Consider the following 21,014-nt stretch of genomic DNA (forward strand, 5'->3'; position numbering starts at 1 on the left):
CGTTAAAACACCCAGAGCTTATCGGCCGGCATGTGCAGCCAGTACTTGCCCGCCTCGAGCTTGTGGCGAGAATACGCGCGCAAGCTGATGTTCTCGGCGCCGCCGCGCTCGAACAGACACTCCCAGCGGTCGCCCAGATACATGCACGTCAGCAGCGGCAGTTCGATGGCGTTGTCGACCTGCGTGGCGCTGATCTTCACTTCCTCGACGCGGATCATGGTCGTCACTTCCGTGCCCGCGTTGGCGCCGCGCGCCACGCCCTGCATGGGCGCGCCATCGACCAGCAGGCGCACCTGCTTGCCTTCGCGCTGCACGACCTTGCCGGGCAGGCGGTTGTTACTGCCCATGAATTCCGCCGTGAACAGGGTGTCCGGCGTTTCATACATGCTTTGCGGCGTACCCTGCTGCTCGATCTTGCCGTTATTGAGCAGCAGGATACGGTCGGAAATGGCCATCGCCTCGCCCTGGTCATGCGTCACCATCAGGGCCGACAGGCCCAGGCGCACGATCAGTTCGCGCAGGAAGGCGCGCGCTTCCTCGCGCAGCTTGGCGTCCAGGTTCGACAGCGGTTCATCGAGCAGGATCACGGGCGGGTTGTACACCAGCGCGCGGGCGATCGCCACGCGCTGCTGCTGGCCGCCGGACAGCTGGTGCGGATAGCGCTCGCCCAGATGTCCGAGTCCCAGCTGCGTCAGCACTTCCTTGATGCGTGCGGCGATTTCCGTGCTGCCCATCTTGCGCAATTTGAGGCCGTAGGCGACGTTGTCGAACACGGTCTTGTGCGGCCACAGCGCGTACGACTGGAACACCAGTCCCAGGTTGCGATGCTCGGCCGGCATCTCGAAATGCTTCGCGCCGTCGAAGACATTGCGCTCGCCGATCTGGATGGTGCCCGCCTTCGGGCTTTCCAGCCCGGCGACGGCGCGCAGCAAGGTGGTCTTGCCGCTGCCCGAAGGCCCCAGCAGCGCGACCACTTCACCTTTTTGCAGGTGCATCGAGACACCTTTCAGGATCTGGTTGGCAGATGCGCCCGTGCCGTAGTCCAGGTACAGCTCATTGACGGTCAATTCATTCATGATGTGGTCTCAGTCTATTCTTAGTTATGCAGCTCAGTTATGTAACTTCACGCCAAAGCGCAGCGCGATGCCCAGGCCGATGGCCACCAGGGTGATATTGATGAAGGACAGCGCCGCCACCAGGTCGGTCGAACCGCCCGCCCACAGCGACACCAGCATGGCGCCGATCACTTCCGTGCCCGGCGAGAGCAGGTATACGCCCGTCGAATATTCGCGCTCGAAGATCAGGAACACCATCAGCCAGGCGCCCAGCAAGCCGTATTTGATCAGCGGCAGGGTCACGTCGCGCGTCACCTGGCCACGGCTGGCGCCGACGGCGCGCGCCGCCTCTTCCAGCTCCGGTCCCACCTGCAGCAGCGCCGTGGAAATGAGGCGCATGCCGTAAGCCATCCACACCACTGAATACGCGAGCCACAGGGCGAAGATCGTCGAGCGCACTTCGCGCAGCACAGGAATCACATGGCCGCTCAGCCACAGGGCCACGCCGTTGTCCATGCCTTTCAATATGCCGTCGAGCCAGGCCGGCACGAACAGGAACACCCACAGGAACGACAGGCCGGCCAAGAGGCCTGGCACGGCGCGCGGCACCAGCACGCTGTAATCGAGCAGGCGCGTGATGCCGTCCTGCTTGCGGTGCATGGCCAGCGCGATGAAGCTGTAGCAGCCCACGGCCAGCGCGCCGCCGACGACGCCGATCAGGATGGTGTTGACGATGCCGCGCACCAGCGAAGGCTGGTCGAAAATATCGCGGAAATGCTGCAACGTCAGCACGTCGGCCAGGTGCACGCCCTCGCCCCAGTACTGCACGAAGGAGCGCAGCACGATGCCTGTCAACGGCAGGATGATGGTGAAGACCAGCCAGCCGGCCAGCAAGGCAAACGCCAGCCACTTCCAGCGGCCCAGCGGCATGGCCTTGCTGCGCGCGCCCTTGCCCTTGATCGACACGTATTTGTTGGCGGATTTGAGCAGCCAGCGCTGTATCATCACCAGCGGCATGGTCACCATCACCAGGCAGACGGCGACGGCGGCCATCAGGTGGTACGACGGCGTGCCCAGTTTGTTCGTCAGCTTGTACAGATAGGTCGGCAGCACCAGGTGGCCTTCCGGATCGCCGAGCACCAGCACCAGGCCGAACACTTCGAAGCCGAGGAAGAACACCAGCACGCCCGCATACGCCAGCGCAGGCATGATCATCGGCAGCGACACATTGAGCATCACCTGGATCGGCGAAGCGCCGGCCACGCGGGCCGCTTCTTCCACGTCCGAGCCCAGGCTTTTCAGGGCCGACGAGGCATACAGGTAGACGTGCGGCACGTGCGTCAGGCCGGCGATGATGACAATGCTGGTGAAGGAATAAATATTCCAGGGCACGAAGCCCAGCAGCTCCTTGGCCCAGATCGAGTAGAAGCCCACGGGTCCCATCGAGACGACGTAGCCAAAGCCCATCACCATCGGCGAGACAAAGATCGGCACCAGCAGCATGGGCGCAACCCAGCCGCGGCCCGGCAAATCCGTGCGCACCATCAGGAAGGCCAGCATGCCGCCCAGCGGCACGGCGATGACGGTCAGGCCGAAGGCCAGCATCAGGCCATTCTTAAAGGCCATGGCGAAATCGGGATCATCGAAGATGAAACGGTAGGAATCAAAGCCGAATTCGCGCACCGGCATGAAGAAGGGCGCGTTCAAAAAGCTCTGGTAAAAAATCAGGAACAGCGGCAGGAAAATGGCGACCAGGGTAATCGCCACGACCACGCCGCGCGGCCAGTTCAGGCGCGACAAGGGAGAGCGCGACCGTGCAGGCAGCGGCAAGATAGCAGTTTGCATGATGAATCCAATGAATGAAGGGTACGGCATCCGTCCGCGGGCACGCGCCTGCGGACGGCCAGGACGGCGTTATTTCTTGCCGGCTGTTTCTTTCCATTGCTTCAAGAAGGCCATGCGCTTGGCTGGCCCCAGGAATTGCAGGATGATCGGGTGCACGGGAATCGGCTTGACGTTGGCCGTACCGATTTCCTTGATCAGCTCCGCCGAGGTGGTCTCGCCCGTGACGTCGGCGCGGATGGCGAACAGCTTGGCGCCGTTGGCGATGATGGTCTGGCCGCGGTGCGACAGGATGTAATCGAGCCACAGCTTGCTGGCGTTGACGTTCTTCGCATTCTTGTTAATGAACTGCACGCGCGACAGGATCAGGGTGTAATCCTTGGGCAGCACCACGCCGATCGACGGGTCGGTCTTGGCGCGCACCAGCGCGTAAGAGCCCAGCACGTTGTAGCCGATCAGGTTTTCACCGGACGAGATACGCTCCATCATGGTGCCCGTCGACGACTGCACGCGCACCTTGGCCGTGCCGAACGCGTTTTGCAGTGCCAGGAATTGCGGGTATTCCTTGGCATCCTGCGCCATGAACATGAAGCCTACGCCCGATTTTTCGATGTCGTAGGTGGTGACCTTGTCCTTGAACTTCGGCGTGGCGATCAGCTTGACGAAATCGTCGTGGTTCTTCGGCACTTCCTTCGGGTCGAGCAAACGCTTGTTATAGACGATGGCGGCCGGCTCGAACGTAGTGCCGTAGGCCTGGTCGTCCCACATGGCCCAGCCGGGAATCTTGGCCGCTTCGACCGACTTATATTTCAGGGCGTAGCCATCCGAGGCCAGGCGCATCTGCAAGTCCATCGCCGAAGACCACATCACGTCGGCCGTGTTGCCGCCGGCGGCCACTTCGGAAATGAAGCGGTTATACACTTCGGTGGAATTCATGTCGTTGTATTCGACCGAGATGCCTGGATACAGGGCGCTGAAGTCCTTGATCAGCGGCGCGGCGGCCTTGCTGTCGGTGGCGCTGTAGATCACCACCTTGCCTTCCTTCTTGGCCGCGTCGATGATCTTCTGGTAGTCGGCCGGATAACCTGCCGGTACCTGGGCGAAAGCGGCGCCGGCCAGGCTGGCAAACGCGGTGGCAAGGGCGGCTTGAAGCAGGGTCTTGGTTTGCATGGGGTTGTCTCCGTCTATGAATAGGTTTTTTATTTAATGGGATGTCGATCAGCGCATCAGGCCAAGCTCATTTGCCTGCCTGGCATACTCGTCGACCGCCTTCCTGACATACGCCGTCAGCTTCGGCCCCGTCAGGGCGAATGGATACAGGCCAGCCTGCGCGCGCCATTCCGCGAACTGCGGCGTGGCCATGACACGGTCAAAGGTGGCCACCCAGCGCTGGTAGTCCGCCTCCGGTACCTGGGGCCCCATCCACACGCCGCGGATGATGGGCCAGACCACGTCGACGCCTTGCTCGCGCGCCGTCGGCACGCCGGCCAGCACGCCGGGCAGGCGCTTCTCCGACAGCACGGCCAGCACGCGCGCGTGGTTGGCGCTGGCGTTCAGGGTGGCTTCGGACGTGTCGCCCGAAACCACCTGCACATAATCGGCCTGCATCGCCGTAAACACTTCGCCGCCGCCTTCGAGCGCGACAAAACGCAGCACTTTCGGATCGATGCCGGCGTGGCGCGCCACCAGCGCCATCTTCAACCAGTCCTGGCTGCCGATGGTGCCGGAGACGCCGATCAGCACCTTGTCCGGATGCTGCCGCAATGCCGCGATCAGGTCGCCCAGCGTCTTGTAGGGCGAATCGCTGCGCACGGCGATCATGCCGTAGTCGGCGCCCAGCGCCGCCACCCAGCGCACGTCGCCCGCCTTGGCATTGCCGAACTTGCCCTGCGCCAGATTCAGCAGCGAACCGCCCGAAAAGGCCACCAGGGTGTTCGGCTCCGCGCGGCGGCGCTGCGACCCCATCGAGTGCCAGGCCACGGCGCCGATGCCGCCGGGCAGATAACTGATGCGCATCGGCGCCATGGCGGCTGCCGCGCCCTCCTGCGCCAGGCCTTTTTTCGCCAGCTTGCAGGTCAGGTCCATGGCGCCGCCCGGCTTGGACGGCACCACGCACTCGGCCGGCGCCGACGCCTGCGCCCCCGCGAGGGCGGGCAGCAGGCACAGCAAGGACAGGAACAGGGAGCGCAGCATCGTCATGCCTTAGAAGCGGTGCTGGATGCCGGCGATCAGGCCGCGCTGCGTGTCGCCGAAACCGGCATCATCACGCGACAAGCTGACCAGCTGGTTGTGCTTGGCCTTGGCGTAGGCGCCGGCCACGTACAGGTCGGTGCGCTTGGACAGCGCATAGCGCACGCGCGCCACGTACATGATCGGATCGGCATTGAGGTTGGCGGCCACGTTTTTCACGTCCTGGTAGTAGATCACGCCCGTCAGGGTGATCACCGGCGTGGTCTTGTAGCTGACACCGCCCCAGTACAGGGTGCCGCGCACGTCGGCCTTGCCGGAGGCAGCCGGATCGAGCTTGTAGTCGCGCGCCGCCGCCTGCACTTTCCACGGGCCGTCGTCATACATGGCGCCCAGGTGGTACACGGTGGTCTTGTCGCGCGCGCCGCCGGCGATGGCATTGCCGTTCACCTGCTCATATGTGGCCAGCAGGCTGACAGGACCGGTCTTGTAGGTGACGGCCGTGGACAGCTTGGCGCTGTCCGAGTTGCCCGTCGACTGCTCGCCGAAGCCGTACGATGCGCCGTAGCTGAAGTCGCCCGTCTTGCCCGAGTACTTGACCATGTTGTCGAAGGCCGTCGTCATGCCGTACTTGCTCGGACCAGTCGCGTTGGCCGAAGTGGCCCACGAATAGAACGGCGCATAGGCCATCGGATCGAACGGCAGCACGAAGTCATACACGGTGGTGAACGAACGGCCCAGCACGACGCGGCCAAACGCGCCTTCCAGGCCCACATTGGCCTGGCGCTTGAACAGCGCACCGTCGGCCGCGCCCGTGTCGACCAGGATGCCGCCTTCCAGATTGAAGACAGCTTTCAGGCCGCCGCCCAGGTCTTCGCTGCCCAGGATGCCCCAGCGCGAGGTGTTCATGCCGCCCGAGCTCACTTGCGTCATCGAGCTTTTGTTCGGACCGGCGTTGCTGGTGGTGCTGACGCCGGCGTCCAGGCGGCCGTACAGCGTGACGTTCGATTGTGCCTGGGCGCTGCCAGCGGCGGCCAGGACAGCCAAAGCGGCCAGCGAGTATGCGGTCTTCTTCATGTAGAGTATCTCCCTTAGATATAGTTATTAGTGATATGCCTGATCAATTTCATGAATCAGGATCACACTATATGAGCGCGATCCTTTCAATTCGCTTTCAGACTGACAGGTGTCGCCAGCCAGCCACAAAGGGGACAAACATATTCATCGCCGCCCCTGTCGGCGCGGCGCCGGCAGGCTTACACTGCATCCATTTCAACGAATGGCGGAGACCATGCGCATATTATTAGTGGAAGACCATCTGGAGCTGTCGCACTGGCTGGCAAAGGCCCTGCGCGACGCGCACCTGACGGTGGAGACCGCCCACAACGGCGCCGATGCCGACGCCCTGCTGCACACGCAGGAATACTCGCTGGTGCTGCTCGACCTGACCCTGCCGAAGATGGATGGCCTGGACGTGCTGCGCCGCCTGCGCGCGCGCGGCGGCACGCGCGGCAAGACTCCCGTCATGATACTCACGGCGCGCGGCGGCCTGGATGAAAAAGTGCAGGGCCTGAACCTGGGCGCCGACGACTACATGGCCAAGCCGTTCGAACTGGCCGAACTGGAAGCGCGCGTGAAAGCCCTGCTGCGCCGCAGCCAGGGCAATGAAGCCCTCGTGCATGCCTGCGGCGCCCTCAGTTTCGACACCGTCACGCGCATGTTCAGCTATGCCGGCGCCCCGTTTCCCCTGACGCCGCGCGAACACGCCGTGCTCGAAGCGCTGATCACGCGCTCGGGGCGCGCCGTGTCGAAGGAAAAACTGTTCGACGAAGTCTTTGCGCTGGCCGACGACGCCAACCTGGACGCCATCGAACTGTATATCCACCGCGTGCGCAAGAAGCTGGAAAGCGGCGTGGAAAGCGGCTCGCCCGACGGCGCCGTCATCACCACCCTGCGCGGCATCGGCTACCTGCTGCAGCCGCGCAGCGCCATGGCGCCGGCCGCGCCGAAATGACGGTGCGCGCCCCACGCCCGCCCCTGCTCGAACGCCTGCGCCGGCGCTGGGCGCAGGGCCGGCCGCTGGGCAGCCTGCGCAGCCAGCTGCTGCGCTGGCTGCTCATCCCCCTGGTGATGCTGGTGCTGCTCGACGCCGTCTTTGTCTACCGCAACGCGCTCGACGCGGCCGACATGGCCTACGACCGTTCCTTGCTGGCGTCGACGCGGGCGCTGGCCGAGCGCGTCTCCATCGTGGGCGGCAAGGTGGTGGCCGAAGTACCCTACGTGGCGCTCGACAGCTTCGAAACCGACACCCTGGGCCGCATCTACTACAAGGTGACGGGCATCAATGGCGAACTGGTGTCGGGCTATGGCGACTTGCCGCCCGTGCCGAAAAACGTGCCGCGCTCGCAGAATTATCCTGCCCTGGTGCGCTTCTACCACGCCGACTACCACGGCAAGCCGATCCGCATCGCCGCCCTGCTGCAACCCGTGTACGACGACTCGATGCGCGGCATCGCCCTGATCCAGGTGGCCGAGACGCTGGACGCGCGGCGCGGCCTGTCGAACCAGATCCTGTTCGACACCCTGAGCTGGCAGGCGGCGATGATACTGGTGATGGGCGCCCTCGTGTGGTTTGCCGTGCGCCTGGTGCTGCGCCCGCTGATGCGCTTGAAAACGGAGGTCGAGACGCGCACCCTGTCCGACCTGTCCGACGTCGACCCCACGCTGGTACACAAGGAAATGCGCCCTCTGGTGAGCGCCATGAACGGCTCCATGTCGCGCCTGCAGCAGCTGATCGCCAGCCAGCGCCGCTTCATCGCCGACGCCTCGCACCAGTTGCGCACGCCGCTGACGGTGCTGAAAACCCAGGCCGAACTGGCCATGCGCGAGTGCGACCGCCAGGCGGGCGCGCCGCCGGACATCGCCGCCTTGCGCGACATCGTGCGCTCGATCGCCGCCACCACCGATTCGACCGTGCTGCTGGCCAACCGCCTCCTGACCCTGGCGCGCATCGAGCATGGCAGCGACAGCCTGGCGATGGACACCGTCCCCTTGCGCAACGTGGCGCAGCAGGTGGGACTGGAAATGGCCATGGCCGCCGTCGGCAGGCAAATCGACCTGTCGCTGGAAGCGCCCGACGAAGCGCCCGTGCATGGCCAGGCCCTGCTGCTGCATGAACTGGTGGCCAACCTGGTCGACAACGCCCTGCGCTACACGCCGCAGGGCGGCAGCGTGATCCTGCGCGTGCGCGCGGCGCAAACGGAGAACGGCCAGGAACACGGCGCCGTGCTGGAGGTGGAAGACAGCGGCAAGGGCATCCCGCCGGCCGAGCGCGAACGCGTATTCACGCCGTTCTACCGCGTCGGTACGGCGCTCGAGAGCAATCCAGGCGGCGCGGGGCTAGGTTTAGCCATCGTACGCGACATCGCCGCCCTGCACGGCGCGCGGCTGGAACTGGCGACGGCGGAAAATGGCCACGGATTGAAAGTCAGCGTGCATTTCGGCGTGGCCGCATGATGGCCTGCATAGATAGTCATTCGACACGAATCGTTGCCCAAAAACAACACGTAGTTTATTTCTAATATTTTTTAAATAATTGCCTTACATAAACATATTCATCCCTATACAATTCGGCTCCCATTAAGCGGCGAGACGGTCTCTCCGCATTAATTACCTAGGATTAATATGAAAAAGCAATTGTTTGCAGCAGTCGTAAGCGCCGCCCTGGCATTCCCATTGTTCGCCCAAGCTGAAGGTTTCTACGCTGGTGCCAACGTCGGTCGTTCGGAATTGAAATTGAACGTCGATGGCCAAGGTTCGGAAAAAGATCACAAAACCGGCTACAAAGCCTACGCTGGTTACGATTTCACGCCCAACTTCGGCGCAGAAGCTGGCTACGTCAATTTTGGCAAAGTGAAACTGTATGGGGAAGATGCATCGGCTAACCTGGAAAGCAGCGCGTTTTACGTGGCAGCCACCGGCACCCTGCCATTGAATGAACAATTTTCGCTGTTCGGCAAAGCCGGTGTAACGCAAAATCGTGCAAAACCCAGTAACAATAAAGACTTCTTTGATTTCGATGGTTCCAAAAACAAGACCGCAGCCGTCTTTGGCATCGGCGCTGCTTACCACTTCGATAAAAAATTGTCGCTGGTAGCGGAATACGAGAACTTCGGTAAAGTATTCAGCGTGGATGGCGGCAATATGAAAGCCGACCTGCTGTCGATCGGCCTGCGCTACAAGTTCTGATTCGCGCTCGCGCGCATCAACATCCAGCCGTTGTAACGGCTGATAAGAAACCGGCTGCACAGCCGGTTTTTTTATGCGCGCATGGCGTGCCACGGGCGCCGATGTTAAGATCGCGCCCTGAGATTTTAATGAAGGCCCACTGCCATGATGACCAAAGAAGACGTAAGCGAACTGTTCGCCAATATCGCCGAGAACGCGCCCTGGGACTTGTCCCAGCCGCTGCTGTGGGGCTATTACTTCACAAACCCCACTTCCGAACCGCTGGAGCAGGCCGCCACCGTGCTGGCGCTGCAGGGCTACCGCCCCGTGGAACTGTACCAGCCGGAACTCGACGATCCGGCGGCACCGCCCGTGTGGGTGCTGCACGTGGAAAAGGCCGAAGTGCATGGCGTCGACAGTCTGCACGCGCGCAATGGCGAACTGATGGCGTTTGCCCAGGAAAACCAGCTGGCCAGCTATGACGGCATGGATGTGGGTCCCGTCGGCGCGCCCGACGTGCCGCAGCATTAAGATAGTCATCGGATGAAAAAACGGCGCCCGCGGGCGCCGTTTTGCATAGATCGCCTGAAAACGCTCAGCTGAGGTTTTCCAGGCGGATCTTGGTGACCGTACCCACCACGCTATTTAACGCTTCCATCTTCTCGATGGCGGCCGTGACATTCTTTTCCTGCGTCTGGTGCGTCAGCATGATGATGTCCGTATGCGTCTCGCCTTCGGCCGGCTCTTTTTGCAGCATGGCGTCGATCGAGATGCTGCGTTCGGCCAGGATGCGCGTCAGGTCGGCCAGCACGCCCGGCTGGTCGGCCACGTGCATGCGCAGGTAGTAGCTGGTGGTGATTTCCGACATCGGCAAGATAGCGATATCGGTCATCGCGTTCGGCTGGAACGCCAGGTGCGGCACGCGGTGTTCCGGGTCGGCCGTGGCCAGGCGGGTGATGTCGACCAGGTCGGCGATCACCGACGACGCGGTCGGCTCGGCGCCCGCGCCGCGGCCCGAGTACAGGCTGGCGCCGACGGCGTCGCCATGCACCAGCACCGCGTTCATGGCGCCTTCCACGTTGGCGATCAGGCGCTTGGCCGGGATCAGGGTCGGATGCACGCGCAGCTCGATGCCTTCCACGCCATTGACGGTGGCGCGCTTGGTGATGCCCAGCAGCTTGATGCGGTAGCCCAGCTGCTCGGCGTAGCGGATGTCGACGGCATTGAGGTTGCTGATGCCTTCCACGTAGGCCTTGTCGAACTGCACCGGGATGCCGAAGGCGATGGCCGACATGATGGTGGCCTTGTGCGCGGCGTCGACGCCTTCGATGTCGAAGGTGGGGTCGGCTTCCGCGTAGCCCAGTTCCTGCGCCTGTTTCAGCACGGTGGCGAAATCGAGGCCCTTGTCGCGCATCTCGGACAGGATGAAATTGGTGGTGCCGTTGATGATGCCGGCGATCCATTCGATGCGGTTGGCCGTCAAGCCTTCGCGCAACGCCTTGATGATGGGGATGCCGCCGGCGACGGCCGCTTCGAAGGCCACCATCACGCCCTTGTCCTGGGCGGCGGCGAAGATTTCATTACCGTGCACGGCCAGCAGGGCCTTGTTGGCCGTGACCACGTGCTTGCCGTTGGCAATGGCCTGCATCACCAGGGTTTTCGACAGGTCGTAGCCGCCGATCAGTTCGACGACGATGTCGATCTCGGGATCGTTGACGATCAGGTAGGGGTCATTGACGACCTTGCAGCCGCCGGCGACGAGCGCTTCGGCGCGCGCCACGTCGCGCACGGCGACGGCGACGACTTCAATGCCGCGGCCCGCGCGGCGCTTGATTTCTTCCTGGTTGCGTTTCAGGACGCTGAACGTGCCGTAACCGACATTGCCCAGGCCCAGCAGGCCGATCTTGATGGATTTCATAGTGTGCTTGACTGCTCATAAGTGGCGCCCCCTTGGGCGGCGCCAGGTTGATCGGTATTGCTACTGTCTGGCTCAGCCCCGGCTGTGGCGCTTGCGGTAACCTTCGAGGAAGCGCGCAATGCGGCCCATGGCCTCGGTCAGGTCATCGGAATTGGGCAGGAAGACGACGCGGAAATGGTCAGGCGCGATCCAGTTGAAGCCCGTGCCCTGCACGATCAGGACCTTCGCTTCGGCCAGTAATTCATAGGCAAACTGCTGGTCGTCGGCGATCGGGTAGATCTCCGGGTCCAGACGCGGGAACATGTACAGCGCGGCCTTCGGCTTGACACAGGTGACGCCCGGAATATCGGTCAGCAGCTTGTGCGCCAGGTCGCGCTGTTTCAACAGGCGCCCGCCGGGCCCTACCAGGTCTTGTATGCTCTGGTAGCCGCCTAACGCCGTCTGGATGGCAAACTGCCCCGGCGCGTTGGCGCATAGCCGCATCGAGGCCAGCATGTTGAGGCCCTCGATGTAATCTTTTGCGTGGCGCTTTTCGCCCGAGACCACCATCCAGCCGGAACGGTAGCCGCAGGAGCGGTAATTCTTCGACAAGCCGTTCATGGTGATGAACAGCACGTCGTCGGCCAGCGAGGCGATCGACACGTGCTCGGCTTCGTCGTACAGCACCTTGTCGTAGATCTCGTCGGCGAAAATGATCAGTTGGTGCTGGCGCGCCAGTTCCACGATCTGCAGCAGCACTTCCACCGGATACAGCGCGCCCGTGGGATTGTTCGGGTTGATGACGACGATAGCCTTGGTGTGCGGCGTGATCTTACGGCGCATGTCCTCGATGTCGGGATACCACTCGTTCTGCTCGTCGCACACATAATGCACGGGATTGCCGCCCGACAGGCTGACGGCGGCCGTCCACAGCGGGTAATCGGGCGCCGGCACCAGCACTTCGTCGCCGCTGTTGAGCAGGGCGTTCATCGACATGACGATCAGTTCGGAAGCGCCATTGCCCAAATAAATGTCATCGATGGTGACGCCGGCGATGTTCTTGCCCTGCGTATAGTGCATGACGGCCTTGCGCGGCGCGAACATGCCTTTCGAATCCGTATAGCCGGCGGCATTTTGCAGGTTGAGCATCATGTCGCGCACGATCTCGTCCGGCGGATCGAAGCCGAATACGGCCAGGTTGCCGATATTGAGCTTGGTGATCTTGTGGCCTTCTTCTTCCATTTGCCTGGATTTTTCCAGGACCGGGCCGCGGATGTCGTAGCAGACATCCGCCAATTTATTCGATTTCTGAATCGGTCGCAAAATAAATCCCTGTCGTGATGCGGCGCGGTAAGCAGAACTTGCAGCATGATAGCCGCGCCAGAACTATGAACCCGTGAAACTGCGATGCGAAAGACTGCAAGGCGAAAACAACCATTCTCGCCGAAAACAGGCCATTTTATCAAATTAAACATGGCCAACCCCAGCATTTGACGCCGATTCTGCCACGCCGGCACCTCCGGAGGGCAATCCGGCACGCGCCATCTTCATCTTCCCTTAATCTGGCAGCATTACCATGGCGCAAGCAGGCAGTCCCACTGTGGCGCCGAAGATTGCAATTTGGAAAGGATATTGCTTTTCAGTCGCTCTTTTCTGTCATTTATGGCATGCTTACGCCCTTGGCCGCGGCACGCAGTTTGGCCGCGCGCGCACCGATCAACCGACACGACCAGCCCCCGATATCGCCATGAAACTCCATGCCAGCAGCACCCAACAATACCAGACTGTCACCGGCTATGACGAAAACGGCGTCGAGATCAATGCCCAGCCCTACAACTACAGCCTGATCGTCATGCCGGAAATGCCCCCGCGGGCGTGGGAAGTGGACAGTTTCGAGCAATTGAACGAGGCGCATTTCGCGCAAATCCTGGCCGATGCGCCCGACGTGGTCATCCTCGGCACGGGCGAGCGCCAGCGCTTCGTGCATCCGAAACTGACGGCCGCGCTGACCATGCGCCGCATCGGCGTCGAATGCATGGATAGCCAGGCTGCCTGCCGCACCTACAATATCCTCATGGGCGAAGGCCGCAAGGTCACGCTGGCACTGATCCTGGCCCCGGCCGCGGGCAAGGCCGCATGAAAATCAATGTCAACGAACTGCACTCGTCGCGGGTGCTGATGTGGTCCCTGCTGGGCATCTTCATCGTCGTCACCCTGTATGCGCTGGGCGTGCGTACCCTGGTACCGCCCGACGAGGGCCGCTACGCCGAGATGGCGCGCGAAATGTTCGTCACGGGCGACTGGATCACCACGCGCCTGAACGGCATCAAGTACTTTGAAAAGCCGCCGCTGCAAACCTGGATGAATGCGCTGACCTTCGCCGCCTTCGGCCTGGGCGAATGGCAGGCGCGCCTGTGGACTGGCCTGTGCGGCATCATCGGCGTGTGCATGACGGCTTACGCGGGCAAGAAAGTGTTCGGCCCGCGCGTGGGCCTGTATGCGGGCCTGGTGCTGGCATCGAGCCTGTTCTGGCTCGCTTCCGGCCAGATCAATTCGCTGGACATGGGCCTGTCGGGCATGATGACCCTCACCCTGGGCAGCCTGCTGATCGCCCAGCGCGACGACGCCACGGAGATCGAGCGGCGCAACTGGATGCTGGCCTGCTGGGCCGCCATGGCGCTGGCCGTGCTGGCCAAGGGCCTGATCGGCATCGTGCTGCCGGGCGCCGTGCTGGTGCTGTATTCGCTGTGTGCGCGCGACTGGCGCATCTGGACGCGGCTGCACCTGGTCAAGGGCTTGCTGCTGTTCTTTGCCATCGCCACGCCGTGGTTCGTGCTGGTCGCCCTGCGCAATCCGGAACAGCCGCATTTCTTCTTCATCCACGAGCATTTCCAGCGCTTCCTGATGAAGGGCCACAAGCGCGAAGGTGCCTGGTATTACTTCCTGGTGCTGCTCATTCCCGGCATCCTGCCATGGATAGGCGTGCTGCCGCAAAGCCTGGCCGCCGCCTTCAAGCGCCAGGAAGGCGCCTTCCAGCCCCGCTTGATGCTGCTCGTCTGGGCCGTCTTCATTTTCTTCTTCTTCAGCTATTCGACTTCGAAGCTGCCTGGCTACATCGTGCCCATCTTCCCGGCGCTGGCCCTGCTGGTGGCGCTGTACCTGGAATCGGCCTCGCGCCGCCAGCGCCTGTTCGCCGCCGGCCTGCTGTGCGTGCTGGGCGCGGCCATCCTGATCGGCGGACCGATCGCCTTCAGCAAGGCCAGCGCGCGCGATGCGGAAGCCCTGGTCGCGCTGAAGGGCTACCAGCCATGGCTGATGGCGGCCGGCTTCTTCGCCCTGGCCGGCGGCGCCCTGGCCTTGCTGCATGCGCGCCAGTTGCGCCGTGACATGACGGTGCTGACCATCGCCGGCGCCGGCTTCCTGGCCACGCACTGCATCCTGGCCGGCTCCGAACTGTATGGCCAGAACCGCGCAGGCACCGACATGCTGCCGCAGATCCAGGCCGAACTGACAGCCGATACCAAGCTCTATTCGGTCGGCATCTACGAACAATCGCTGACGTATTACCTGCAGCGGCCCGTGATCCTCGTCGATTACTGGGATGAGTTTACGTTTGGCCTGAAACAGCAGCCCGAACTGTCCATCCCGAACATCGAGCCTTTCATCACGCAATGGACGAACGATGCCAATGCCGGCGTGCACGACATGGCGATTATCAGCCTGTACCGCTACAAGGAATTGCAGGGGCGTGGCGTGCCCATGCGTGTGATTGCCGAAGATGCACGCCGCATGGTCGTTGCCAACAAGTAAATATTTAAAGGGGCGCGAGGCTGCACGGATCGCGCCCCCGGCCAGCTTGCCCCGCCCCTGCATCAGCAGGATTTTTCACCGCTGAAAGGCTGCGCCGCCATACTGACGATATAAAATAGCCATGCCTGCCGGCGCCTTTTGACGGCACTGGCAGCCTCGGCGATGCCGATACCCTGACACAATACAGATCCAAGAACTGCGCCCCATGACTTCTACCCTGCCCTTTTTGCCCTTTTCCAAACCCACCATCGATGAAGCGACCATCGCCGCCGTCGGCGAAGTGCTGCGCTCGGGCTGGATCACCAGCGGCCCGAAAGTGCAGGCCTTCGAAGCCCAGCTGTCCGAGTATTTCGGCGGGCGCCCCGTGCGCACCTTCAATTCGGGCACGTGCACCATGGAAATCGCGCTGCGCATCGCTGGCATAGGCCCCGGCGACGAAGTCATCACCACGCCCGTGTCGTGGGTCGCGACGGCCAACGTCATCATCGAAGTGGGCGCCACGCCCGTGTTCGCCGACATCGATCCCGTCACGCGGAATATCGACCTCGACAAACTGGAAGCGGCCATCACCCCGCGTACCAAGGCCATCATCCCCGTCTACCTGTCCGGCTTGCCCGTCGACATGGACCGCCTGTACGCGATTGCTGAAAAGTACAATTTAAGGGTCGTGGAAGACGCTGCACAAGCGTTCGGCTCCACGTGGAAGGGCAAGCGCATCGGCGCGTTTGGCGACTTCGTCTCGTTCAGCTTTCAGGCCAATAAGAACATCACCACGGGCGAAGGCGGCTGCCTCGTCCTCAACAACCTGGAAGAAGCCAAGCTGGCCGAGAAGTACCGGCTGCAGGGCGTGACGCGCAGCGGCGTCGACGGCATCGACGTCGATGTACTGGGCGGCAAGTACAACATGAGCGACATCATGGCCGCCATCGGCCTGGGCCAGTTTGCCAATATCGAGGCCATCACGACCCACCGCCGCGCGCTGGCACGCCACTATTTCGCGCAATTCGGCAGCGACTTCGAAGCGCTGAGCGGCGCCCAGCTGCCCGTGCAGGACTTTGAAAACAGCAACTGGCATTTGTTCCAGATCATCCTGCCTGACAATGGACCCGGCACGCGCGCCGCCTTCATGCAGCAAATGGCGCAGCAAAACGTGGGAACGGGCTATCATTACGCACCGATCCACCTGTTTACCATGTACCGCGAACGCGGCTTTACCGAGGGCATGTTCCCCGTCTCGGAAAAGATCGGCCGCCTGACCGTGACCTTGCCGATGTTCTACGCCATGACGACACAGGACGTGGAACGCGCCGTCGCCACCGTCAAATCCATTCTCATCAAATGAGCAGCGCGCCGATGAAACCTGAACTGTCCATTATCATTCCGATCTACAACGAGCAAGATGGCCTGGCCAGCCTGTTCGCCCGCCTGTATCCGGCCCTCGACGCCCTCCAGACGAGCTACGAGATCATTTTCATCAACGATGGCAGCCGCGACAATTCGGTACCCATCCTGGCGGAACAGTTCCGTCAGCGCCCGGACGTCACGCGCGTAATCTTGTTCAACGGCAATTATGGCCAGCACATGGCCATCCTGGCCGGCTTCGAGGCATCGCGCGGACAGATCATGATCACGCTCGACGCCGACCTGCAGAACCCGCCCGAGGAAATCGGCAACCTGGTGGCGAAGATGCGCGAAGGCTACGATTATGTGGGCTCGATCCGGCGCAAACGGCAAGATTCCGCCTGGCGCACGCTGGCCTCGAAGATGATGAACCGCCTGCGCGAAAAAATCACGAATATCAAGATCACCGACCAGGGCAACATGCTGCGCGCGTATGGCCGCAACGTGATCGACCTCGTCAACCAATGCGCCGAAGTCAATACCTTCGTGCCGGCACTGGCCTACACATTTGCCCGCAAGCCGACGGAAATCATCGTCGAACACGAGGAACGGGCGGCCGGCGAATCGAAATACTCGCTGTACAGCCTGATCCGCCTCAATTTCGACCTGGTCACGGGCTTTTCGCTGATTCCGCTGCAAATCTTTTCCATGCTGGGCATGGCGCTGTCGCTGGGCTCGGCATTGCTGGTGGTCTTCCTGCTGGTACGCCGCTTCCTGCTGGGCGCGGAAGCCGAAGGCGTGTTCACCCTGTTCGCCATCGCCTTCTTCTTCATGGGCGTGATCCTGTTCGGCATCGGCTTGGTGGGCGAATACGTGGGACGCATCTTCCAGCAAGTGCGCGCCCGTCCCCGCTACGTGGTGCAAACCATCTTGCAGGACGGCATGACACAGGCGGAAGCCGAGGCGCCATCGTATGTGCGCCTGGAAAAGCGCCAGGTGGGCCGCTGATGGGCGCCCCGCGCGCCGTCGTCTTCGGCTACCACAATGTAGGCGTGCGCTGCATCAAGGTGCTGCTGGCCGGCGGCGTCGACATCGCCCTCGTCGTCACGCACGAAGACAGCCCCACGGAAAACCTGTGGTTCGAATCCGTCGCCAGCCTGTGCCAGGCGGAAGGCATTCCGTACATCACGCCATCGGACGCCCGCGCGCCCGAGTTGCTGGCGCAGGTGCAGGCGGCAACACCGGACATGCTGTTCAGTTTTTACTACCGCCACATGTTGCCGGCTAGCATCTTGGAAGTCGCACCCGCCTACAATATGCACGGCTCGCTGCTGCCGGCGTTCCGCGGCCGCGCGCCCGTCAACTGGGCCGTGTTGCATGGCGCCCCGCAAACGGGTGCCACCCTGCATGAAATGACGGTCAAGCCCGATGCCGGCGCCATCGTCGCGCAAACGGCCGTGCCCATCCTGCCCGACGACACGGCCTTCGAAGTCTTCGGCAAGGTCACCGTGGCGGCGGAACAAACCCTGTGGAACGTGCTGCCGGCTTTGCTGGACGGCACGGCGCCGCGCCAGCTCAACGATTTGCGCCAGGGCGGCTATTTTGGCGGCCGCAAGCCCGAAGATGGCAGGATAGACTGGAAGTTACCCGCGCAGCAGGTTTACAACCTGCACCGGGCCGTCGCGCCCCCCTATCCCGGCGCCTTCACCGAAGTCAATGATGTCATTTACATTATCGAAAAAGCCCGTTTGAGCAAGCTTTCCGCAGGAAGTTTGCCACCGGGCTTGGCGGTAGTGGATAATTGCATCTTTGGCGTCTGCGGAGACGGCCGCATGCTGGCCATTTCCGCGCTGAGGGCTGCCGGGGAGCCGATTTCGGCTCAACAATTGCAAGCAAGTCTGACCACCCGCGTCAGCACACACTGATTTAACTCAAGAGAATCTCACATGAAAAAAGTCCTCATCTTAGGCGTCAACGGCTTCATCGGCCACCACCTGTCCAAACGCATCCTGGAAACCACCGACTGGCATGTCTACGGCATGGACATGAACACGGACCGCATCACGGAATTGCTGGAAGATGACAACTACAAGTCGCGCATGCACTTCTTCGAAGGCGACATCACGATCAACAAGGAATGGGTCGAATACCACGTCAAGAAATGCGACGTCATCCTGCCCCTGGTCGCCATCGCCACGCCTTCGACCTACGTCAAGCAGCCGCTGCGCGTCTTCGAACTGGACTTCGAAGCCAACCTGCCGATCGTGCGCTCGGCCGCCAAGTACGGCAAGCACCTGGTCTTCCCGTCGACCTCGGAAGTGTATGGCATGTGCCATGACGAGGAATTCGACCCGGAAAACTCGGAACTGATCTGCGGCCCGATCAACAAGCCGCGCTGGATCTATTCGAACGCCAAGCAGCTGATGGACCGCGTCATCTGGGGCTACGGCATGGAAGGCTTGAACTTCACCCTGTTCCGTCCGTTCAACTGGATCGGCGCCGGCCTGGACTCGATCCACACGCCAAAAGAAGGTTCCTCGCGCGTGGTGACGCAATTCTTCGGCCACATCGTGCGCGGCGAGAACATCTCGCTGGTCGATGGCGGCGCGCAGAAACGTGCATTCACCTACATCGACGACGGCATCGATGCGCTGATCCGCATCATCGCCAACAAGAACGGCATCGCCAGCGGCAAGATCTACAACATTGGCAATCCGACCAATAACTATTCGATCCGCGACCTGGCCGGCATGATGCTGACCCTGGCCGCCGAATACCCGGAATACGCCGAAGGCGCGAAACACGTGAAAATCGTGGAAACGACCTCGGGCGCCTACTACGGCGCCGGCTACCAGGACGTGCAAAACCGCGTGCCGAAAATCACGAATACCTGCGAAGAGCTGGGCTGGGCGCCGACCACCACCATGGCCGATTCCCTGCGCAACATTTTCGACGCCTACCGCAGCCAGGTAGCCCAAGCCAAAGCACTGATGGATTAATGTTGAGCAAGCCGTTCCTGACCCTGAAAATCGACGTCGATACCTATCGCGGCACCCGTGAAGGCATGGGCAATCTGGTGCGCATGCTGGCCGCGCACCAGGCCAAGGCCACCTTTCTGTTCTCGCTGGGCCCCGACCACACGGGCTGGGCCCTGCGGCGCGCCTTGAAGCCCGGCTTTTTCAGCAAGGTATCGCGCACCTCGGTGGTCGAGCACTACGGCTTGAAAACATTGATGTACGGCACTTTGCTGCCGGGACCCGATATCGGCAAGCAATGCGCGGCGCAATTGCGCGCCGTGCGCGATGCCGGTTTCGAGTGCGGCATCCACACCTGGGATCACACCCTGTGGCAAGACAACGTGGCCAAGCGCAACGCCGCCTGGACCATCAACATGATGCGCAAGGCCGCCAACCGCTACGAACAAGTGTTTGGAACAAAGCCGCACACGCACGGCGCGGCCGGCTGGCAAATGAATGTCAGCGCCTTTGTCGAACACGACACGGCCGGCTACCGCTTTGCCTCCGATGGCCGCGCCATGCTCGACGCGCGCGGCGCCATGGTGCATCCAAGCAATGGCCCGCACCGCGTGCGCAACGGCAACACGATCCTGCAATGCGTGCAATTGCCCACCACCCTGCCCACCCTGGATGAATTGCTGGGCTGCGAAATCGACGGTAAGCTGATCACCACCGGCAATGTTGCGGCGCATATCCTGTCATTGACGGCCGACAATCCGCGCGATCACGTATATACCTTGCATGCGGAACTTGAAGGACAGAAACTCGCCCCCATTTTCGAACAACTGCTGGCTGGCTGGAAAGCCCAGGGCTACCAGTTTGCAGCGATGGGCGATTATTATGAAAAGATAAAAAATACGGACTTGCCCGTTTGTCCCGTCACCTGGGATGAGTTGCCAGGCCGTTCGGGACGCCTGATTGTGCAGGGCAAAGCGGCCTGAATGCTGTATTGTTGCACCTGGATGCGTTGCCAGATTAAAAACAGCGCTGATGATCACCGTTCAGGAGAGAACCTGTGGCTGATAGCCAATCCCTCGTTAGCATACCCGACTTTAGCGCCGCGATGACCAGCGGCAAGACCTTTCAGTTGCTGGGCCGCCCGGCCAAGGCCACGGTGCTGTTTTTTTATCCGAAGGACAACACCCCTGGTTGCACCACGGAAAACATCGCCTTTCGCGATGCGTATTCGCAATTCGTCGCTGCCGACGTGGAAATCTACGGCATCAGCCGCGATTCCCTGCGTTCGCACGAAAGCTTCAAAGCCAAGCTGGAGCTGCCATTCGAGCTCATTTCCGACCCGGACGAAGCCGTTTGCCTGCTGTTTAACGTCATGAAGATGAAACAGATGTACGGCAAGACGGTCCGTGGCGTCGAGCGCAGTACGTTTGTGATTGACGCCCAGGGCCGATTGGTGAAAGAATGGAGAGGCGTGAAGGTCGCAACTCACGTGGAAGAAGTGCTGGAATTCGTAGCGCATCTGAATTGATCGTCCATTTTGATCCAATGCGCGTTGCCGGCTTCCAGCGAGCTTAGTTCAACCGCAGTTCAGTTCACGGTACCTATCGCCATTTTGAGTCAACGAAGCGCCTCCATCCACTCCGCCAGGCGGGCCTGCAGCCCGCCGATGGCGTCCATGAC

The 21,014-nt window shown here is 61.9% G+C and carries 19 protein-coding genes; 12 read left to right on the forward strand and 7 right to left on the reverse strand.

Going from position 1 to position 21,014, the window contains the following annotated elements:
- Positions 1 to 2: 2 nt before the first annotated feature.
- The 5 genes from O0879_RS11935 to O0879_RS11955 all read right to left on the reverse strand — a co-directional run bounded on the left by O0879_RS11935 (position 3) and on the right by O0879_RS11955 (position 6,161).
- Positions 3 to 1,076 carry an ABC transporter ATP-binding protein gene (locus tag O0879_RS11935; RefSeq protein ID WP_289916622.1) on the reverse strand — a complete coding sequence of 358 codons (1,074 nt, stop codon included), beginning with the start codon at positions 1,074 to 1,076 and terminating at the stop codon, positions 3 to 5.
- Between the two features lie 33 nt (positions 1,077 to 1,109).
- Complete coding sequence (locus O0879_RS11940; protein WP_289916624.1) at positions 1,110 to 2,900, reverse strand: iron ABC transporter permease; 1,791 nt, start codon at positions 2,898 to 2,900, stop codon at positions 1,110 to 1,112.
- Positions 2,901 to 2,969: 69 nt separating this feature from the next.
- Complete coding sequence (locus tag O0879_RS11945; RefSeq protein ID WP_099667024.1) at positions 2,970 to 4,067, reverse strand: ABC transporter substrate-binding protein; 1,098 nt, start codon at positions 4,065 to 4,067, stop codon at positions 2,970 to 2,972.
- Positions 4,068 to 4,115: 48 nt separating this feature from the next.
- Positions 4,116 to 5,096: a tripartite tricarboxylate transporter substrate-binding protein gene (locus O0879_RS11950; RefSeq protein WP_251350455.1), complete on the reverse strand. Its 981-nt coding sequence runs from the start codon at positions 5,094 to 5,096 to the stop codon at positions 4,116 to 4,118.
- Between the two features lie 3 nt (positions 5,097 to 5,099).
- On the reverse strand, positions 5,100 to 6,161 hold the full coding sequence (locus tag O0879_RS11955; protein WP_099667023.1) for a porin: 1,062 nt from the start codon (positions 6,159 to 6,161) through the stop codon (positions 5,100 to 5,102).
- A 214-nt stretch (positions 6,162 to 6,375) separates the two neighbouring features.
- Between O0879_RS11955 and O0879_RS11960 the strand changes: the two genes are divergently transcribed.
- The 4 genes from O0879_RS11960 (at position 6,376) to O0879_RS11975 (ending at position 9,842) form a co-directional block, all read left to right on the forward strand.
- Positions 6,376 to 7,098 carry a response regulator gene (locus O0879_RS11960; RefSeq protein ID WP_251350454.1) on the forward strand — a complete coding sequence of 241 codons (723 nt, stop codon included), beginning with the start codon at positions 6,376 to 6,378 and terminating at the stop codon, positions 7,096 to 7,098.
- Positions 7,099 to 7,100: 2 nt separating this feature from the next.
- The gene (locus tag O0879_RS11965) at positions 7,101 to 8,600 is read left to right on the forward strand and encodes a sensor histidine kinase (protein ID WP_289916626.1); all 1,500 of its coding nucleotides are present in this window, start codon (positions 7,101 to 7,103) and stop codon (positions 8,598 to 8,600) included.
- 168 nt (positions 8,601 to 8,768) lie between these two features.
- On the forward strand, positions 8,769 to 9,332 hold the full coding sequence (locus tag O0879_RS11970) for a porin (protein ID WP_289916628.1): 564 nt from the start codon (positions 8,769 to 8,771) through the stop codon (positions 9,330 to 9,332).
- Positions 9,333 to 9,476: 144 nt separating this feature from the next.
- Positions 9,477 to 9,842 carry a ribonuclease E inhibitor RraB gene (locus O0879_RS11975; RefSeq protein WP_077407485.1) on the forward strand — a complete coding sequence of 122 codons (366 nt, stop codon included), beginning with the start codon at positions 9,477 to 9,479 and terminating at the stop codon, positions 9,840 to 9,842.
- A gap of 64 nt (positions 9,843 to 9,906) precedes the next feature.
- Here the strand turns inward: O0879_RS11975 and O0879_RS11980 are convergent, their stop codons facing one another.
- Positions 9,907 to 11,229, reverse strand: a complete 1,323-nt coding sequence (locus tag O0879_RS11980; protein WP_251350452.1) for a homoserine dehydrogenase — start codon at positions 11,227 to 11,229, stop codon at positions 9,907 to 9,909.
- A 72-nt stretch (positions 11,230 to 11,301) separates the two neighbouring features.
- Positions 11,302 to 12,531, reverse strand: a complete 1,230-nt coding sequence (locus O0879_RS11985; RefSeq protein WP_099667018.1) for a pyridoxal phosphate-dependent aminotransferase — start codon at positions 12,529 to 12,531, stop codon at positions 11,302 to 11,304.
- A gap of 424 nt (positions 12,532 to 12,955) precedes the next feature.
- Here O0879_RS11985 and O0879_RS11990 point away from each other — a divergent pair, with 424 nt between their 5' ends.
- The 8 genes from O0879_RS11990 to O0879_RS12025 all read left to right on the forward strand — a co-directional run bounded on the left by O0879_RS11990 (position 12,956) and on the right by O0879_RS12025 (position 20,862).
- Entirely contained in the window at positions 12,956 to 13,348 is a 393-nt protein-coding gene (locus O0879_RS11990) for an Mth938-like domain-containing protein (protein ID WP_070260554.1), read from the forward strand.
- Positions 13,345 to 15,018, forward strand: a complete 1,674-nt coding sequence (locus O0879_RS11995) for a glycosyltransferase family 39 protein (RefSeq protein ID WP_251350451.1) — start codon at positions 13,345 to 13,347, stop codon at positions 15,016 to 15,018. The genes O0879_RS11990 and O0879_RS11995 overlap by 4 nt, the downstream gene beginning before the upstream one ends.
- 205 nt (positions 15,019 to 15,223) lie before the next feature.
- A complete protein-coding gene (locus O0879_RS12000; protein ID WP_289916630.1) occupies positions 15,224 to 16,360 on the forward strand; it encodes a DegT/DnrJ/EryC1/StrS aminotransferase family protein in 1,137 nt (378 codons plus the stop codon).
- Positions 16,361 to 16,371: 11 nt separating this feature from the next.
- Complete coding sequence (locus O0879_RS12005; RefSeq protein ID WP_251350449.1) at positions 16,372 to 17,367, forward strand: glycosyltransferase; 996 nt, start codon at positions 16,372 to 16,374, stop codon at positions 17,365 to 17,367.
- Positions 17,367 to 18,284, forward strand: a complete 918-nt coding sequence (locus O0879_RS12010) for a formyltransferase (protein WP_251350448.1) — start codon at positions 17,367 to 17,369, stop codon at positions 18,282 to 18,284. Before O0879_RS12005 ends, O0879_RS12010 begins: the two co-directional genes overlap by 1 nt.
- A gap of 21 nt (positions 18,285 to 18,305) precedes the next feature.
- Positions 18,306 to 19,358, forward strand: a complete 1,053-nt coding sequence (locus O0879_RS12015) for a bifunctional UDP-4-keto-pentose/UDP-xylose synthase (protein WP_070290550.1) — start codon at positions 18,306 to 18,308, stop codon at positions 19,356 to 19,358.
- Positions 19,358 to 20,317 (forward strand): polysaccharide deacetylase family protein, encoded by a 960-nt coding sequence (locus tag O0879_RS12020; protein ID WP_077407497.1) that lies wholly within the window; start codon positions 19,358 to 19,360, stop codon positions 20,315 to 20,317. The genes O0879_RS12015 and O0879_RS12020 overlap by 1 nt, the downstream gene beginning before the upstream one ends.
- A gap of 74 nt (positions 20,318 to 20,391) precedes the next feature.
- Positions 20,392 to 20,862 carry a peroxiredoxin gene (locus O0879_RS12025; protein WP_289916633.1) on the forward strand — a complete coding sequence of 157 codons (471 nt, stop codon included), beginning with the start codon at positions 20,392 to 20,394 and terminating at the stop codon, positions 20,860 to 20,862.
- Positions 20,863 to 21,014: the final 152 nt, after the last annotated feature.

The sequence above is a fragment of the Janthinobacterium sp. SUN120 genome (genome assembly GCF_030397735.1).
Lineage (GTDB): Bacteria > Pseudomonadota > Gammaproteobacteria > Burkholderiales > Burkholderiaceae_D > Janthinobacterium > Janthinobacterium kumbetense.

Bases quoted from the DNA above. Each gene is read 5' to 3' on its own strand.
- O0879_RS11960 (WP_251350454.1), top strand. From the start codon at position 6,376: ATGCGCATATTATTAGTGGAAGACCATCTGGAGCTGTCGCACTGGCTG.
- O0879_RS11970 (WP_289916628.1), top strand. From the start codon at position 8,769: ATGAAAAAGCAATTGTTTGCAGCAGTCGTAAGCGCCGCCCTGGCATTC.
- O0879_RS11950 (WP_251350455.1), bottom strand. From the start codon at position 5,096: ATGACGATGCTGCGCTCCCTGTTCCTGTCCTTGCTGTGCCTGCTGCCC.
- O0879_RS11935 (WP_289916622.1), bottom strand. From the start codon at position 1,076: ATGAATGAATTGACCGTCAATGAGCTGTACCTGGACTACGGCACGGGC.
- O0879_RS11940 (WP_289916624.1), bottom strand. From the start codon at position 2,900: ATGCAAACTGCTATCTTGCCGCTGCCTGCACGGTCGCGCTCTCCCTTG.
- O0879_RS11975 (WP_077407485.1), top strand. From the start codon at position 9,477: ATGATGACCAAAGAAGACGTAAGCGAACTGTTCGCCAATATCGCCGAG.
- O0879_RS11945 (WP_099667024.1), bottom strand. From the start codon at position 4,067: ATGCAAACCAAGACCCTGCTTCAAGCCGCCCTTGCCACCGCGTTTGCC.
- O0879_RS12005 (WP_251350449.1), top strand. From the start codon at position 16,372: ATGAAACCTGAACTGTCCATTATCATTCCGATCTACAACGAGCAAGAT.
- O0879_RS11980 (WP_251350452.1), bottom strand. From the start codon at position 11,229: ATGAAATCCATCAAGATCGGCCTGCTGGGCCTGGGCAATGTCGGTTAC.
- O0879_RS11990 (WP_070260554.1), top strand. From the start codon at position 12,956: ATGAAACTCCATGCCAGCAGCACCCAACAATACCAGACTGTCACCGGC.
- O0879_RS11955 (WP_099667023.1), bottom strand. From the start codon at position 6,161: ATGAAGAAGACCGCATACTCGCTGGCCGCTTTGGCTGTCCTGGCCGCC.
- O0879_RS12020 (WP_077407497.1), top strand. From the start codon at position 19,358: ATGTTGAGCAAGCCGTTCCTGACCCTGAAAATCGACGTCGATACCTAT.
- O0879_RS12010 (WP_251350448.1), top strand. From the start codon at position 17,367: ATGGGCGCCCCGCGCGCCGTCGTCTTCGGCTACCACAATGTAGGCGTG.
- O0879_RS11995 (WP_251350451.1), top strand. From the start codon at position 13,345: ATGAAAATCAATGTCAACGAACTGCACTCGTCGCGGGTGCTGATGTGG.
- O0879_RS12000 (WP_289916630.1), top strand. From the start codon at position 15,224: ATGACTTCTACCCTGCCCTTTTTGCCCTTTTCCAAACCCACCATCGAT.
- O0879_RS12015 (WP_070290550.1), top strand. From the start codon at position 18,306: ATGAAAAAAGTCCTCATCTTAGGCGTCAACGGCTTCATCGGCCACCAC.